This window comes from Gilliamella sp. N-G2 (assembly GCF_002142215.1).
Lineage (GTDB): Bacteria > Pseudomonadota > Gammaproteobacteria > Enterobacterales > Orbaceae > Gilliamella.
Genome location: NZ_NAST01000004.1, coordinates 96,045 through 114,070 on the forward strand (window position 1 = coordinate 96,045; position 18,026 = coordinate 114,070).

General features: G+C 33.9%; 8 protein-coding genes. 1 reads left to right on the forward strand and 7 read right to left on the reverse strand.

From position 1 onward, the window contains the following. Positions 1-789 (reverse strand): lysine/arginine/ornithine ABC transporter substrate-binding protein, encoded by a 789-nt coding sequence (locus tag B6C99_RS03450; protein ID WP_086358546.1) that lies wholly within the window; start codon positions 787-789, stop codon positions 1-3. Positions 790-1,078: 289 nt separating this feature from the next. Here B6C99_RS03450 and yccS point away from each other — a divergent pair, with 289 nt between their 5' ends. Next, entirely contained in the window at positions 1,079-3,223 is a 2,145-nt protein-coding gene (gene yccS, locus B6C99_RS03455) for a YccS family putative transporter (protein WP_086358547.1), read from the forward strand. A 255-nt stretch (positions 3,224-3,478) separates the two neighbouring features. Here the strand turns inward: yccS and B6C99_RS03460 are convergent, their stop codons facing one another. The 6 genes from B6C99_RS03460 to B6C99_RS03485 are packed head-to-tail and all read right to left on the reverse strand — an operon-like array spanning position 3,479 to position 17,904. Then, the gene (locus B6C99_RS03460; protein ID WP_086358548.1) at positions 3,479-5,593 is read right to left on the reverse strand and encodes an SWIM zinc finger family protein; all 2,115 of its coding nucleotides are present in this window, start codon (positions 5,591-5,593) and stop codon (positions 3,479-3,481) included. Next, positions 5,590-6,744 (reverse strand): VWA domain-containing protein, encoded by a 1,155-nt coding sequence (locus tag B6C99_RS03465; RefSeq protein ID WP_086358549.1) that lies wholly within the window; start codon positions 6,742-6,744, stop codon positions 5,590-5,592. The genes B6C99_RS03460 and B6C99_RS03465 overlap by 4 nt, the downstream gene beginning before the upstream one ends. An 8-nt stretch (positions 6,745-6,752) precedes the next feature. Next, positions 6,753-9,314, reverse strand: a complete 2,562-nt coding sequence (locus B6C99_RS03470) for a DUF5682 family protein (protein ID WP_086358550.1) — start codon at positions 9,312-9,314, stop codon at positions 6,753-6,755. Positions 9,315-9,323: 9 nt separating this feature from the next. Next, a complete protein-coding gene (locus B6C99_RS03475; protein ID WP_086358551.1) occupies positions 9,324-10,421 on the reverse strand; it encodes an AAA family ATPase in 1,098 nt (365 codons plus the stop codon). Between the two features lie 11 nt (positions 10,422-10,432). Further along, positions 10,433-14,173 carry a DUF4132 domain-containing protein gene (locus tag B6C99_RS03480; protein ID WP_086358552.1) on the reverse strand — a complete coding sequence of 1,247 codons (3,741 nt, stop codon included), beginning with the start codon at positions 14,171-14,173 and terminating at the stop codon, positions 10,433-10,435. Then, on the reverse strand, positions 14,167-17,904 hold the full coding sequence (locus B6C99_RS03485) for a DUF4132 domain-containing protein (protein ID WP_086358553.1): 3,738 nt from the start codon (positions 17,902-17,904) through the stop codon (positions 14,167-14,169). Before B6C99_RS03485 ends, B6C99_RS03480 begins: the two co-directional genes overlap by 7 nt. Positions 17,905-18,026: the final 122 nt, after the last annotated feature.

Here is an 18,026-nt window from a genome sequence, read left to right on the forward strand (position 1 = left end):
CTATTTTTTATTACTATAAACGTTGAAGTCAAAATATTTGTTATTTATTTTTTGATAAGTACCGTCATTTAAAATTTCCACTAGTGCTTTATTGAAAGCTTCACGCAGTTCATCATCTTTTTTACGGAATCCTAAACCGACACCAACATCAAAATAGCCTTTATCGCTTAAGATTTCTCCGGCAAAAGCAAAATCTTTTCCTTGTGGTTGTTTTAAAAATGCGTAACTTCCCGTTACTTCATCTTGTAATGCAGCATCTAAACGACCTGCTACTAAATCTGAGAATACCTGTAATTGATTTTGATATGGCACAATGATAACGCCATTTGGTCGCCATTTGTCATTAACAAAGTGTTCCTGTGAAGTACCTTGTTCTACCCCTACTCTTTTGCCTTTTAATGACTCAACATTTGGTAATAAATTAGCACCTTGTTTAGTAATTAATCGAGAATTGGTAAGAAAAATTTCATCTGAAAAAGCAATTTGTTTTTTGCGTTTTTCAGTCATCATTAATGATGATGAAATCATATCTATTTTACGTGACAATAAAGAAGGAATTAATGCATCGAAATCAGTCGATTGAAATTCACACTTAATATTAGCTTTTTCACAAAGTGCTTTGGTAATTTCAATATTAAAACCAGTAATTTCACCATTTTTATCTATAAAATCAAATGGAGCATAAGATGTATCCGAACCAACTTTGATTGATTCTGGTAATTTAGCATCACTTAGACAAGCACAACTTAGCAATGCTAACCCCGATACCACTTTAAACAAGTTTTTCATGTTTTCATCCCACAATAATTTTTGAAGGCATAATATAACGTTTTCTTAAATTAATTTATAATAAAAAAAAATTATCAGACTATCTGATTTACTTATGCCGTGATTATAATTACAGCAGTTAAATTAATAGATAATATAAAGTTAATTCTATTTTAAATAAGATAGATAGTTAAAACAGTAAACTACTAATTTAAATAATTATTATCGTCATACTTATTTGCTTTCGCTAAAGATAACAATATAGTATCCTTACTATTATTATGACAACTCAATTCAAACACTAAACAACGTGCATTCATTTATCCTATCCTTACGCAAAGTTTTTTATAGCAGTAATTTACTGTTTAGTATTCGTATGCTGGTTAGTTTGACTGGATCTACATTAGTACCATGGTACTTTGATTCAGTACCTTTAGTGATCCCACTCACATTGGGAGTAGTTGCAGCAGGATTGACAGAGATCGATACACGCTTATTAAGTCGTTGTATTAATATATTATTAACACTAATTTGTTTTGCAATTGCGACATTTTCGGTCGAATTTCTATTCCATGATCCACTATTGTTTATTATTGGCTTAGTTACCTCAACGTTTCTATTTATTATGCTCGGTTCATTGGGGCAACGTTATGGTGTTATTGCCTTTGGCTCCTTGTTAATTGCAGCTTATACCATGCTCGGACATAATTTATTTGCTGATAATTACACTCTTCCTTGTTTTTTATTGTTAGGTGCACTTTGGTATAACCTTGTTTCACTAATTGAATCAATTGTGCAACCTATCCGCACTACACAACAAACTTTAGCCAATTGTTTTATAAAATTAAGTTTTTATCTTGATGCAAAAGCAGCAATGTTCGATCCTGATGAAACAGATGGGTTTAAGCGACAAACTCTTGAGCTAACGACCTGTAATACTGAGGTTATTAATGTATTCAATGATGCTAAACGTTCATTATTTAATCGACTAAAAGGTTTTCGTGGACAAGGCTATATTAGAAAGATGCTTAGTTACTATTTTGTCGCTCAAGATATTCATGAACGAGCCAGTTCATCACATGGCGATTATAAAGCGTTAAGCCACCATTTTAAACATAGTGATCTTTTATTTCGCTTTGCCAGAATCTTAAATTTACAAGCTAAAGCCTGTGCTAAATTGGCTCTGTCAATTAAGTTAAATCAAACTTACCAACATGATCCATTATTTGCTCGCTACTTTGCCTATCTTGAAGAAGCAATAGATGAATATCAACAACAAAATAAGGCTAATTTATTACTCATCAAATCATTACAAAATTTATATCAAAATCTGCTAGCGATCGATTTATTATTAGCCCATATCGATACAGAACAACATTTATCGAAAATCCAAGATGATAACCAATTAATTGATGAAGAACTCACCCGTTTTCATGATATTTTTGCCAAAATTAAGCAAAACTTAACCATCAAATCGTCACTCTTTCGACACGCCATTCGTATGAGTATTGTGTTATTTGTTGGATATATGGTGATTTATTTTTCTAACCTTTCACATGGTTATTGGATTATTTTAACCAGCTTATTTGTTTGCCAACCAAACTATTCAACTACGAAATATCGCTTAAAATTGCGTGTTTTTGGTACTATTTTAGGAATAATTGCCGGTATTCCTTTAACTTACTTGTTTCCTAGTATTGAAGCGCAATTAGTATTGATCATTATAACTGGATGGTTATTTTTCCTATTCAAAAACTCACAATATGCTTATGCCACTGCCTTTATTACCTTATTAGTATTTTTCAGTTTTAGTTTAATCGGTGAAAGCAGTATCTCTGTTGCTATTTCACGCATTATAGCTACCTTAATTGGCTGTTTTATTGCTTGGTTTGCTGTAAGTTTTATCTGGCCTGATTGGAAGTTTAGAAATTTACCTAAATTACTTGATAGAGTCTGTCACGAAGATAGCCACTATTTAGCAGTAATAGGTAGTCAATATGTCTCAGGTAAAACTAATGATCCCAAATACCGTGTCGCACGACGCGCAGCTCATGATAGTAATGCAGATTTATCCTCCTTAATCAGCTTAATGACTAAAGAGCCACATGTTAAACAAGATGTGATTGACCAAGGTTTTAGATTATTGACCCTTAATCACACTTTAATCAGTTATCTATCCACTTTGGGAGCGCATCGCGATAAAAGTATTTCACCGCATACTTTGGAAATTTTTGATGATATATCGGTTTATATAATTACTATGCTAAGTGACCAAAAAATCGATTCTGAATATCAACCATTGAAAAAAGTGGTTGCTGATTATATTGAATCACTATCAACCAATGATGACCAAAGCAATAATGATCTGCTGGTTATGCAGCAATTAGCCTTAATCTTAGATATATTGCCTGAAATAATTTCTCTTATTTGTGAATTGAATAATAAAACTGCTTAATATGATTGTTTTAAACGGTTATTATCTTTTGTAATGAAATAAACAACCTTATATTAAGGTAATTTTCCATTATAACTATTAAATCAGATAACTTGTGAAAATATTAAGGAGTCTATACCATCATAATATTATTTGTGAATGATTTTAGATAATTACCTTCTATGTTATTAATTAAAAACTCAATAACAGTATTATTTGCTAAGCTATTTTGTTTGGTTGTAATCATTTTATTAGTTGGCGTTAGTTGATTTTTGTCTATTCCTCATTCTCTGTTATTACAATTGGCAATTGATAGTGGGTTTCATTCATGAAATGACAAAGATAAGCCGTTTGTAGAATATGCTTAATTTTGATTGGTTGGTTTTGCGTTAGTTTGTTTAAAGTGTGGCTTAAAGTATTTAAACCAAGAGTGTCACATTGGTATTGTAATTGGGTTATTTTTTGTTTATCAGCGCTAGATAAGATCAATCGTCCCGAGCTGGTAATTGCTTCAAGTAATGTCATCGTCGGTTTTAAGATAAATGTCGCTATAGGATCTTGTTGGTAAGTAATTTGCGCTATCTGTCTCTTTAAACTTGACTCTGTAGATGTGTCAAAGGCTTTATAAGCTTTTTCTTTTGAATATAACTCTTCATAATCAAAATCCAAATTGCTAATATTAATTTGGTTGGTTTTTGACTCTTTATAAATCAGAGCAAAAGGTTCTAGATCTAAATTACTGTCATTTTTAATACATTTTACCAACACTGTTAACGGTTGATGAGCAGTTTTCAGAATAAAATTTAACATATCAAGGCGTTGAGTATGAATCCCATCCCAAAAAAGGCGTAAGAACAGTTGATTATTTTGATTATCTTTTATACACCAAGTTAAACTCTGTTTAATTTCATCTAATACAGGTTTGTGTGAATTGGTAATATGAATAGCAATTACCTGCTCAAACAAGTTATCACTGGTATCACTATTCTGTAAATAACTACTCAGTTCTTTCCAGTTTCGAAAACCGCTAGATGCTCGAAAATCTTCATAATCCCGCTCATTCCACCCTGTCGATTTTAGCTCCACACTCGGCCCATTGTTGGATAAATTATTGTTTTCGGCAATGAGAAGATTATGAAGAGAGAAACGTCTTTTCATCAACATATTTGGCATTGATTGCCATAATGAAATAGTGTGCCATATGGAATATCTATTAAAGTTATTATCAGCCTTATTGGATCTGGCTAGCGTTGTTTGATAATACTGCTTGTACTGAGGTTGCCAAAAGTAGAAAGTGGCACCTTGCGCACCCGTTTTACTTTGCCACCAATAAGCACCTAATGGCAATAAATCTAACACTTTTTGTTCGGCTTGATATTGACGTTTTTGATTTCCTCTTAAATTGGTAAGTTGTTGACCTTCGCTATTTAATAGTTTTTGCAAATGAACTGTTATGCGAGCTAAAAGCAAGATAATATCTCGTTCCTCAATAGCAAAATGTCGCTTAGCTTGCATTTCAACTAATTGACACAGTTGCCTAAGCATAGCTGCCAACTTTGCTAAACCTTGTGCTCTAGCTGACATATTAAGCAATTGTAATTGATTGGCTTGGCTAGCACTTACATGCGATAACCCATGAGTTATTAAAGTGTTGATTTGACTTTGTATCTGTCTTATCAAGTTACTTTCATCATCAGTAAGTTGATCTTGTTTATTCTTTTGTTGATGTTGTGAAATAATCTGTTCAGGCCATAACCAATTTTTTTGATTTTGTTGGAATAGATAAGCTACAACCGCTAAGTGTACGGCTTGTTTTTGTTTATCCGGCAGTTCTGAGATGATACCAGCAAAACCAGTGCCAGCCGTGTAGATAATAGGTGTAGCACTTTGTGGAACGAGAATACGAAGTTGAACATCCTGCGTTTGCACAGTTACAACATCGTTTTGTAACCAATCAAACAATAATTGATAAGCTAGTCGTATATTGGCTTTGCCCACTATTTTAAATAACTGGCTACTATCAATTGCTAATAGTTCAGCTAACGGATCGCAATGTTGTCTAGAGGATTCAAATGATTGATTGAGTGTGTCACTAATCGATTTAACTTCAACATTCTCAATAATTGCATTTTCATGCAGCCAAAAAACAGCAGCAATTATGTGTTTACAATGATCACTGGCAGGACAACTACAATTTGCCGCTTGAATGCCTTGAGGTGTCAGTTTTACTTTCTGATTATCTACATCAAAAAGTAAATATGACTGATTATGTTCAATTAATTTTACTTTATTAGCTTGAATATCTTTAATTGCACGGCGAACTACGCCAACATTAGCATAAACAGCTAAAGCATCTTGGTCATAATTTAAATAGATTTGAGACCAACTCATTGCATCACCTCTGCTAACCAATTGGCAAAATGTTCCGGTGTTAAAGCAGCAATTTGCATGCCCCGATTAGCGAGTTCTTGAGATGTTTGTAGATCATAAACAGGGGTTGCAGAGTAATCTAAGGCCGCTAAACCGAGCATTTTAACCCTATTAGCATTAAGGCGTGCAACGGTATTATAGAGATTGGTTAAATTCACACCTTCATAAAAATCACTTACCACAACCATGATGGTACGAGTTGGATTGATTATTCTTTGTTCTGCATAATTTAGTGCATAGCCAATATTTGTACCACCACCGAGTTGTACTGTCATGAGTATTTCAACTGGATCACTTACTAAATGGCTTAAATCCACCACTTGAGTATCAAAAACAAATAAATGTAACTTAACTGCAGGCAATTGAGTTATGATACTGGCACACACAGCCGAGTAAATAATAGAGCTATCCATTGAACCACTTTGGTCAACACATAAAATGATATCCCAAGGAAGTTGACGTTTAGCGCGAGAGTTAAATATGGCTTTCTCAATAACGATTCGTTGTTGGTCATGGTCAAAATGTTTTAAATTAGCTTTAATGGTTGTTCGCCAATCAAAATTTTGGCTGTTTTTAAGTAATGACCGTCTAAAGCGATTTTTTTTACCTGTCATGGTATTAATAAAACTGGTTTGAATTTTTTGCAGAATTTCATCCACCACCTTTTTAATAAGCGCTTTTACCTCATCTTGAACACTGTTACTGAGTTTACCTCGTAATCTCATTAAAAGCCGTACAGAATTAAAATTGGGTTGTAATTCTTTCACTGCATTAGGATCATTTAAAATACCTTGGAGATTATAACGTTCAAGCGCTTGGTTCTGCATTCGTTCAAAAGTACTTTTAGGAAACAGTTTTCGTGATTGTCGTAGCCAATTTACCGTATTATAAACTGATCCATCTTTTCCACCTGAACGGTTTTTGCCTTCAGTTAACAAACCACGAGCAAGATATTCATGTTGATAAAGGTAATCTAAAGCTTGATCAATTTGCTGCTCATATGAATCTAACTTATTATTTAGATTGTCATCGGCGTATTGACCTAATATCAAACGCCAACGCTTAACTTGTTGGTCTGTGTTACTATTTTTGGTTTGTTTATTGTTAATCATACCAATGCCTAATATTTGAACCAATCACTAAGATGTTGCTGTTTTATATGTTTCATAATTAACAATTCCAGCGAAAGTGCTTTTTGTAGCTGATTTTCACTAAACTGATGCTGTTGAAAGTGCAAATCAGCATCAACAATATGATACTTTTGGGCAATTTTTTCGCCTAGCGAAGCAATTTGTTTAGGATTTAATTGAGCAAAAACATAACGTAAATCTGGTAGTATTTCGATAAATTGCTCAGGAGACCATTCAAGTAGCAATTGATCTAAACTATCCAATAAAATCGATGAATGTATAACTAATTCAGGTGTACATTGCATGATGCCAATAAAATAGCTAATCGCTTGTTCATTTTGAGTACCTAAACTAAAGTTGATTTTAATATTATCTTCCAATTGTTGTTGGCTTAAATAGGCGTCTAAATAACTCATACTATCAATAGTGCCACGGATCAATGGTGCCTGCGTTAACTCAGGTTGCAAGCGTGATAAATTATGGTAAAAGTCCTGTTTAAGTTGGTGTGCATCAAGTTCATCAGGCAAAGAATTTAATAAATCTCTAAATGAAAGTAATATTTTTAAATTTTGCTGTTGCTGTTCATTTTCATGTTGTTTTAATTTAGTTAGCAAGAAAAAGCTCTGCTTAATGATTTTAGTTAATAAGGTATGCAAAGTCGATGTGACTTTAAGTTGTAAAAAAGTTTGACCTTGCCACAAATAAAGCATACGATGACCACAATGAATGAGTGAATCCAATTCACCATCTGTTTCAATAAAATTAGCAAAGTTATCAACTAAATCGTTAAAATAATCATCCAATCCCATTAATGCAGCTTGTATTAATTGCTCAACAGCAAATAAACTTACTGAATCGTTACTATTTTGTATAAATTGCTTGGCTTCCAATTGCAATTTACTTATAGCAAGTTGTTGCAACTTCATTCCCTGCTGTGATAATTCAATCAATCTCGCCTCAACCATTGGTGTCCAAGCATAACGCCAATCTTCAAACATCACATTCAAACGTTGGCCATGAATATAATCAGGGCCATCAATTCGATTAGCAAAACCGACATTTAAAAAGGTCATTAAGTGTAAAAAACGGCTTCGTTGTCGATGTTCTGGTTTGCGATAAATATCAATATGAGTAAGTTTTGGATTAGTATCATCCAATTTAAAACGATATTGTTTTAAGGTTAAATAAACCTCATTAACTAATGGAGGCTGTGATATTCCAGTTGGCACTTCACCTAGCTGATTACCAGATAAGTAGCTTCGTACTAGTATCCAAAAATCACTACGCGTGGTATCCATGCTCTCTTTAATAAAGCAAGATTGAATAGCATCAAGTAAATCATATCTCCCTGATCCAATATGCCCACGTAAATCAGCCAGTAGCGTTGCTTGTTCAATGGCTGTTTTTAAAGCAACAAATCCTGTTGAATTATCATATTTTGATTGTTGTCGTAATTTATCGACAATTTCCCACAATAAAGTTAAGGTTTGCCATTGACGATATACTTGCCAAGACTGATTTTTATTAGTTGCTTTGTCATAATCCAACATAGTTTGCCAAACTGTTTGATAATAAGCTGGTGATGGCATACCTGATGCATAACCATTTAATGTATCAAGACGATCGAAGCTATAACGCATTAACCATGTTTGATCTTCCACTCTATTTTTTTGTTGACGGTTGAATTGAACAACATCTGATCTTTTAGGTAACATAAGCTGATTTTGCCACAGCCCTTCTAGTAACGCTAAAGTATGAAATCCGCCCGTCACAACAACAATTTTGGCTTGTGGTTTGGATTTTTTTAGTTGACCAATAGCCGTTAACATATACTGTTCACGCTGGACTGATCCTTCGGCAATTAGTGATTCCTTAGTATAGTCAAGCCTTGACATGGCACACCATATAAACGTATCTACAAAAAACGTTTTCCAATTAGCAATATCATCATAATCTTTTAATTCAAACAGATGTTCCCAGACTTCATCGTGATCTCGGCAGTGCAATTTTTGCATTAAACGTTGTATATATTGACTATGTTTTAGATAAGTTTCAGAAAGTAGAGAATAATTGCGTTCTGAATCTGACTCAATACTCTGCTCCGTTTGTAAACTCCAAGGTAAATCAATAAATTGTATATTGGCCTGTCGCTTTTTTGCCATCTGTATTGCTAACCACTCAGGTGAGTAATCACAAAATGGATAAAATGCTGAATAGATATTTGATTTAGGGTTTAAATTGTCGATATTATCTTCTGTTGTGTATGGTAACTCTGTTGGTTGGGTTAGCTTTTTTTCGGTTTGGCATAGTACAGCAATTGGTGGTTTTGTATCGCTATCTAACAATTGTTGCAAAATAGTATCAAAACTAGACGGAGCTTCAATCAATATATGTGTTGGCTCAACTTCCTCTATCAACTGTTTTAACGCATAACTGCATGCTGGACTATGATGACGCACTGGTGCAAAATAGATCTGTTCACGCTGTAACGCTTGCAAACGTTCTACCGCTTTTGATAATCGTTCCGGTAACAATGAATGGCTGATTGTCATAGTTACTTTTTATTTCCAAAAAGTTTTTGATTCTTGATAAAAACTACGCCATATATCGGATTTCTTGGCTCGCTCTCGTACCACATTGTCCATATAAAACCGAATTCTTTTAATATCATCAGCATTGTCTTTCAAAACAACTCCAATCAACTGTTTGGCAATTTGTTCGCCAGTTAATGTTCCATCACCAAAATAATGGGCATCTAATGCTGATGCATAGGCAATATTAACTGCTTCAGCGGTAGACATTACTGCATCGGGTGTTTTTAATTTGGCACCCTCTGTGGTTTGACCTTGTCTGAGCTCTTGAAAAGTAGTCACCAATAGTTCAATGACATCAATAGGGATAATAACTTGTGTCGTTAATTCCCCCAATTCCTGATTAAGTTGTCGTTGAATTAATTCAATCTCAAAATTTTTATCAGCAATTGGATTAACAGTTTCGAAATTAAAACGTCGCTTCAATGCCGCAGACATTTCGTGCACACCACGATCGTGTAAATTGGCGGTACCAATAATATTAAATCCAGGTTTAGCTTTAATAACGCTATTAGGCCCCATTTCGGGAATCATCATTTGTTTTTCAGACATAACCGATACCAGCATATCTTGAATTTCTGGTTGGCAACGGGTTATCTCTTCAAAGCGAACAATCTTTCCTTGCAACATACCTTGATAGATAGGCGAGCCAATTAATGCGCGTTCAGTGGGCCCTTCGGCAAGCAATAATGCATAGTTCCATGAATAACGGATATGATCTTCGCTGGTGCCTGCTGTCCCTTGAACTGTCAAATTTGAATCACCACTTATCGCTGCTGCTAATAATTCTGATAACATAGATTTTGCCGTACCGGGTTGCCCCACTAGCATTAAACCTTGTTTTCCTAATAAGGATACAATTGCACGATCAACTAACGGATCGTCGCCAAAAAACTTACGACTAATACCTAATGATTCGTTACCTAAAATGAATTGACGAACTGATTTGGGTGATAAAAGCCAACCTTGCGGTTTATTATTGTCTTTATCGGCTTTGCTTAATGTTGCCAATTCTTGGTTATAACGCTCTTCAGCAGTTAATCGTATTGCTTGTTTCTGATTTAACATCTTTTATCCTTTCAATCTGAGTCAAATTTGCTTGATACGTTAGCAACCGCCATATAATCAGCAAAACTTTCTGCTAGCAGTACCGGTAAGATGTGGTTAGCATCGACTTTTGATTTTCTATTGCCTTTTATTTGACTAAAAGAGAGAACATAGTGTTCAACCGAAATATTTTCTTCAGAAATGTGATATCCCCTAAATTGGATATTGGCATATAGATTAATATTACTATAGTATTTACTATAACAATCAAAGCCATCATTTTCTTCAATAAAATCACTCTTATAATCAGGCTTATAACCTCGTTTGGTAAGGATATTGCGTATGGTCATTGAATCCGTTAACCAATCTTTGTAATTATTCACTATGCCATCATCAATCCATTGGCTATTCGGTAAGGAGTTAGCAAATTGGTCAAAAATTGGCGTAACTTTATAGTCTTTAAGATGTTCTTGCCACTGTTTTGTATGACTGGCTGGCAATAACACATTATGCGCTAGAGTGATATGATGATTTTGATTTAAAATGATCTCTTCATCATGAAAATTAATCAAACATCCATCTTCTGTTGGCCTAAAACTGTTGCAAATTTTGCCTTGCCCATCAACTGTTAGCCACACTAATCTTTGCAGCAACCGCTTAATAATTGGGTGTGCAAAAAGATATTGTTGCCAATCACTTACTAGCCAACGGCGCTGAGTACACATGGCCTCAAACAAACGTTCAGTTTGCATTGCAATAATTTGTGTTAACTCTTTTTTACTATTTGAAAACTGTTTTTTCACCTCTTTGATCATGGCAGGATCTTCATCTTTACGCGCATCTGGTAATGTTTTTATGATGGTACCTTCTGAATTTTTTAATTGCCATTTAAAGTTATCATCAATATTAGCGGTAAAAATTCGTTTACCATAATCTAGAACAAGTTTACCTGAATCATCTAGTCCAGCAGTTACAATAGTACGATCTGCAAGTTCATCAGTTGTCCACTTTTGTCGCTCAGCTATTTGGTTTACCAACGATTTCGCTTTTTCTTGAGTAACTTTAGTCGAGTAACGGTGAGCAATGGATAACAAAAATTGAATTGTGATGAAATTATCATTGACGGAGATCGCTTCTAACATTGCTTCAATTTGTCCTCGTCTGATGTAATGATTTTTCATATAAGTTTTTATTATTGATACAGCTATATGACCTTCCATTCCACCAATTAGCGCTAACAAACCTTTTGATTTAATTGCCGATCCCATTAAACAAGTTTGCACTTCTAGTTTGATCGATTCAATAACTTGCTCGAGAGTAATATTTCGGTATTCAGGGTATAAATCTGGATGAGTCTTATAGCGATTTTTATAGTCCTGTAGTCGTTGTGGCGCAGTAATATTTGCCTGAGATTCTGCTTCGGCCAAAGTCGGAGTTAATGTGTCTTGTTGGATAAAACTTTGTAATATGAATAGGCCAAGTTGTTGTTGGCTTTTTTCACTTAATAGGCGAGTATAAATAGTTAATAAAGGATTAGATGGCTCTTTTAGTTTCACCGCTAACCATGTCCACCAAGTGATAATTCTGCGATCAACCTGCTCACCATTTTGCCATGTTAAATCAGGAATTGCCTCACTAACTAACCATTCAACATCCGTCGGTTTTTTACTTTTTAACCCTTTTTTTGCATCATTAAGTAATCGAGATGGTGTTAAATATTGGTCAATATTTTCACCTAAATTTTCCAGTGTCGATAATAGTACGGCTTGTACTGCTTCTTTTTTTTCTTGATTTAAAGCTGTATTTAAGGCAACAATTGATGACCGATTTCCCAATATTTCCAATAGCTTTGCGGCTAAAATACGTTGTTCTTGTTTGTTAGATGTTAATGCATTTTCAACTAAACGATGAACATCAGGGCATTTACTCAGTACTTGTTGAGCCAATAAACGCAATGTCTTGCTGTTACCTAACGCCCATTCTAATAAATAATTAATATATTTATCCGGAGGTTTTGGTAAGAAAGTAAGGATTTTTAAGGCCCGCTTTTTATCAAAAGTATTATAACTACCTTGTGGTTCAAGGCTAGGTATTAATCCCAATGCTTCATCAAGATAGATAAGGTTTTCAGCAAAAAAAGGCCAAACATAATTTGCGTCACACTCTAAGGTTAGATCATAATAATAATTCATCAAATATGCTGCGGCAACAATACGTTTAACATCTGGCATATCGGATATGTCATTTAACACCTGAGCGACCAAGCGTAAGTCGGTATGTAGTAATATCTCATGTTTTAAAAAACTTAAAGCTAAACCGAACGATTTGATCTTATTATAAATAATTCTTTCTGCGCGTAATAAATGATACAAATTAAATTCAGGTAATGCCTGCAAACGCCCTTTATGTAAAATAATCTCATTAGTTAGCTTATTTTTAATTTCAGATTGCATTAACTGCCCTTTACCGTTTAGATAACGAAAAATCATATCTAAATCATTGTCAGTGAAAGTAGTTAATTGTTCGCAACGTTCCTGCTCATTGGTATATCGGTAATGATATCTTTGATTATAGAGTTTTTCTTGTTGTGCTCTATTTTGCGATTGTATTAACAACTCTTGATAATTTTGTTGCAATATATCTCGCGCTTTGACAGGTAAATCAACTTCAGTAATTGGCATAAAAGGAGGAATGATAAATTCATCCTCTTGCTGCTTAGCTAACTTATCATTATTAATGGAGAATAAAGCATTTTCGATACTTTTAACTACTATTTTATTCGTTTCTTCAGTCAGTATTTTTTCTAATATTCCTTTATTAACAGACAATTTAACTAATAGCGCAATTTTCTGACAACGCTGCTTTGGCGTACCTTGTTGGAATGAAGCAATTAACTGATTTTGTGCACTTTCTTTAGGCATACTAAGCAATAGCGTTGTCGCTAACTCTCTTATTTTTTTATTGCTACAGACAGATTGTTTGACCAACAATTCCACGACTAGTTCTTTAAGTTCACCATGACTGGCAATATATTGTAATTGCTGTAATTGACCAATTTCGGATAGTTCTTGATCTGGTAAAGATTTAAACCATTCTAAGTTTTCAGTTATATATAATTTTAATCCTCTAATCGCATACACATTATTAAAATATTCATAATAATATCTTGGTATTTGTTGTCGCTCAAAAAGAGCAAACATAAGTTGTTTTCCTAAACCCGTCTGCTCAATTTCGAGTAATTGATGTAGTTGTTCAATCGACCAATTATCACGTTCAGCTATCTTTTCCTCAGCATTGATATTACGATCTAAAAAGGTGGTAATCAATCCATCAATAAACAGATATAAAAACCATAAGGGTAGTTTTGGAGTAATAACAGCAATATTTACTGGCTCATAAAAAATTCGTCCGTGCATATTCGGAATATAAGTTGCTGCTAAAGTTTTACCAAACCTAATGATCTGTTCAGGTGAATATTGACTCGTCCATAATTGATAAAATTTGTCTCGAGCGCTTTGCAGTGGTTTATTATTGTCATCAAAATAAGCAAGAAGAACAAAACCTGGACAACCTAGTAAACTATAAACCTGTTTATCATATTCATTAGAAATATTAGATTTTGTTAATTTATTTAGATCATCAAGAACCATGGGATCTTTGTCATATAAAATATAATGACAAATCCGTTCAGGCATTGATGGTTCTAAATCATGTAAACCAGTAAAACAATCAAGAATGACCTGTTCCATCAGGTCTCGGTTATTTTTTACCATATTAATTTATCCTTCCAATTAGGATCAAAACCATTCGATGCGTCAGCTACCGCCATATAATTAGCGTAACCTTCGGCTAATAACACTTTGGGTAGTTTATCTAGTGCAATTGCACTTTCGATAAAACCTGGTGTTTTGCTGAAATAAAGGTTATAAAGCACGACAGGAATATTTTCCTCTGGTAGCATACTACCACTAAAGTCAATATTGATATAAAGTTTATAATTGGCAAAATATTTATAATAACTATAAAAACTGCCTCCATCTTCGATATCACCATGTCTATAACCTAATTTAGTTAAAATACCTCGTATAGTGAAACTATCTGTTAACCAACCTAGTCGATCATTAATAATACCGTCGTCAATTTTACTAATGTCAGGTAATGGATGGTTAAACTGATCAAATAACTGATTGAGTTTGTGATGTTTAAAATACACTTGCCATTGTGCAATATCCGTACTGGACATTAATGCTGAATGGGCTAGTGTAATAAAGTGATTTTGATCAACGAAGATTTCATCGTTTTGATTAGTCACTAAACGACTATTTTCCGTTGGTCTAAAACTATTAACGATATGGCCACTTTTATCTAATTGTAACCAAACTAAACCTTGAATTAATCGACCTACAACTGGATGATGCTGTAAATATTTTTGCCAATCTTCCACTCGCCATTGCCGCTGGGCACACATGGCTTCGTAAAAACGGCTACTTTGCATAGTCAGCAATTGGCTAAGCTCTTTTTTACTATTACTGAACTGTTTTTTTGCCTCTTTGACAAGTTCAGGATTTTCGCTGTTACGTGCTTCAGGTAATGCTTTAAGCTTATCTCCTTCAGCATTTTTTAATTGCCATTTAAATTTATCATCCAAACTAGCAATAAAGGTACGCTCACCATAATCAAGAATTAACAAGCCATTATCATCTAAACCTGCGGTCGATATGGTACGATCAGCCAGTTCATCAGTACTCCAACCACTACGCTGAGCAATATGTTCTACTAAATTTCTGGCCTTGTCTTGAATTGAAGCTGTACGATAACGACGCGCTAATGATAATAACAGTTGAATGATAAAAGGATCGTTACTGTACGCCATAGGTTCTAGTATCGCTTCGATCTGAGCTCGCCGTTGAGAATGATCTCTCATAAAACGGGTTATTAATGATACAGCAACCTGCCCTTTAATACCGCTTGTTAAAGATAGTATCCCTTTGGCTTTAATGGCTGAACCTAGATAATTGGCCAGTATTTCATTTTTAATTTCGTCAAAAACTTGTTCATAAGTAATATTATTATAATGAGGATAGTGCTTTGGATAACGTTGATAAGCTCTCATATATTGTTGTAGACGTTTATCAGCTAATGAACTCGCTTGCGCTTCTGCTTCCTCGATCGTTGGCATTAAGGTATCTTGTTGGATAAAGCTTTGTAAAATAAATTCGCCTAATTGTTGTTGACTTTGTTCACTTAATAATCGAGTATAAGTGATGAATAGCGGATGACTAGGATCTTTTAATTTAAATGCTAAACAGATCCACCACTCAATAATTTGAGGATCAACTTTATCACCATTTTGCCAAGTCAAAGTAGGGATTAAGTTAAAATCAAACCAATCAAAATCAGTTGACTTTTTGCCTTTCAAACCTTTTTGAGCGGCAGTCAATAATTGTTTCGCAGTTAAATATCGACTGATGTCTTCATCCATTTTTTCCAATGCAATTAATATTGCTGCTTGCACTATTTCACGCTTCTCTTTTTTCAAAGCTACAATTAAGGCTTCAATAGAACTTTTATCGCCTAGTTCTGCTAACCATTCAGCAGCAGCAAGACGAACTTCTTGTTTAGCCGATGATAAAGCTTGTTCAACTTGATTATGTATATTTGGAATTGCGCTTAGCACATCCTGTGCAGCGTGACGAATTTGTTTAGCTTCATCTAAAGCTAATTCAAATAAGTAAGTTACGTATTTAACTGGAATAATTGGAAAAAGCGTTAATATTTTTATCGCATTGATTCTATCAACATAAGAATCGAACCAGTATTTTTGTTGGCGAGCAAATCCTAATGCTTCGTCCAATAAAAATTCATTCTCAGCAAAAAAAGCCCATAATTTGTATGGTTCAGTTTCATAAACATCATGAAAAATATCACTGGTTAAAAATGGTATTGCGATAATATGTTGAATATGTTTAATGGATTGAATGCCTTTATAGTAGTTTAACTTTTCAAAGACATCGACGATTTGTCGAAGATCAAAATTTCTTATTACATCATATTTTCTATACATATTTAGAAAACAATATTCACTATTCATATTAGTAGTACCTTCAACTAATATAGTCGCACGAAGTAAGTGAAATAAAGTAAACTCAGGTAAATTTTGTAATCTTTTTTTTCTCAACAAAAATCGAAAATCGATATTTTTTTTGATTTTTTTTACTAATATTGAATGTTCTATTTTACCATTCAAATATTCAAAGATATTATCTAAATCTTTGCTGGTAGTTTTTTTCAATAATTGATAACGTTCTTGCAAATGAACCCACGGCAAACCATTTTTTTGATTATTTTCAATCTCTTTTTGTGCATCTTTTTCACACTCGATCAAAAATTCTTGAAAATTTTGCTGTAGCAAATCACGAGCAATTATTGGCAATGGCGTGTCAATAAGAGGTTCAAAATCAGGAATAACTAAATCAGATTGTCGTTTAACCGTATTGGCACTTTCCAATCGTGTTAAAGCACTTTCAATCGCAGTAATTACCGTTTTATTGGTTTCGTCTGCCAATGCTTGCTGTAAAATTATAGGATCAGCAACAATTCTAGCTAGTAAGACAGCTGCATTACTACGTTGCTTAACTGAACCAGATGTTAAAAAATGTTGTAACTGAATTTGAATAATATCACTTGGTAAGCTAAACAGAATTTCAGTAGCTAATTGATTGATCTGCTTATTAGTATTTAATGCCTGCATGGTAATAAAATCAGCTAAAGGCAATTGAAGTTCCATATGCTTTTGAATATATTTTAACTGATCCATTTGCCCTAAGATCGCTAACCCTTGAATCGGTAGTTGCTTAAATAATGTTATATGCTCCTGAATATAGGATAATAAGCCATTTATCATAAAAAAATATTTGAAGTGGCTATGAGATAGAACGCTAATATTTTGCCGATCAAAGATTGCAAACAGTAAGTTTTCGCCTAAACCTACTTGTTCAATTTCAAGTAATTGATGTAATTGCTGAATTGTCCAACTTTCACGTTGATCAATTTTTTCTTCGTTTTCACAATAAGTTGGTAACGTGGTAATCAGTCCATCATATAACAGATAGATGAACCATGTTGGTAATTTCTCGCTAGACACTTTAACGAAAGGTAAATTGTCACATAAGGTCGCAAAAACTTGAGCAAAGCGAATTATTTGTTCTAGCGAAAAAGTTCCAGTCCAGCGGCGGTAAAACTCAAGACGAGCTTGTTCTGCTTCATGAGTTTTGCTAAAAGTAGCAACGCTATAAAGCTCACAAGGCCTGCGCATATATTCATAGATTTTATAAGCTGTTTTAGAAGTTTGACATAATTTATCAAAATCGCCCAACACCTCTAGTTCATCACCTTGTAAAATATATTGGCTAATACGGGATGGTAAGCTTTTATCCTGTTCGCTTAATGGTTCAAAAATAGTCTTAATTAATTGTTCTGGTGATAATTGTTCTATTTTTTTCATATTCCTTGTTCTCACATAAAATATCAAAACTTTGGCATACCTTTGCAACAGTATTGTGTATTATATTTATTCGCTAATTGTTCCGATTCAACTTTGCCATATCAATAAACATTAAATGATGC

Bases quoted from the DNA above. Each gene is read 5' to 3' on its own strand.
- B6C99_RS03465 (WP_086358549.1), bottom strand. From the start codon at position 6,744: ATGATTAACAATAAACAAACCAAAAATAGTAACACAGACCAACAAGTT.
- B6C99_RS03470 (WP_086358550.1), bottom strand. From the start codon at position 9,314: ATGACAATCAGCCATTCATTGTTACCGGAACGATTATCAAAAGCGGTA.
- B6C99_RS03460 (WP_086358548.1), bottom strand. From the start codon at position 5,593: ATGAGTTGGTCTCAAATCTATTTAAATTATGACCAAGATGCTTTAGCT.
- B6C99_RS03450 (WP_086358546.1), bottom strand. From the start codon at position 789: ATGAAAAACTTGTTTAAAGTGGTATCGGGGTTAGCATTGCTAAGTTGT.
- B6C99_RS03480 (WP_086358552.1), bottom strand. From the start codon at position 14,173: ATGGTAAAAAATAACCGAGACCTGATGGAACAGGTCATTCTTGATTGT.
- B6C99_RS03475 (WP_086358551.1), bottom strand. From the start codon at position 10,421: ATGTTAAATCAGAAACAAGCAATACGATTAACTGCTGAAGAGCGTTAT.
- B6C99_RS03485 (WP_086358553.1), bottom strand. From the start codon at position 17,904: ATGAAAAAAATAGAACAATTATCACCAGAACAATTAATTAAGACTATT.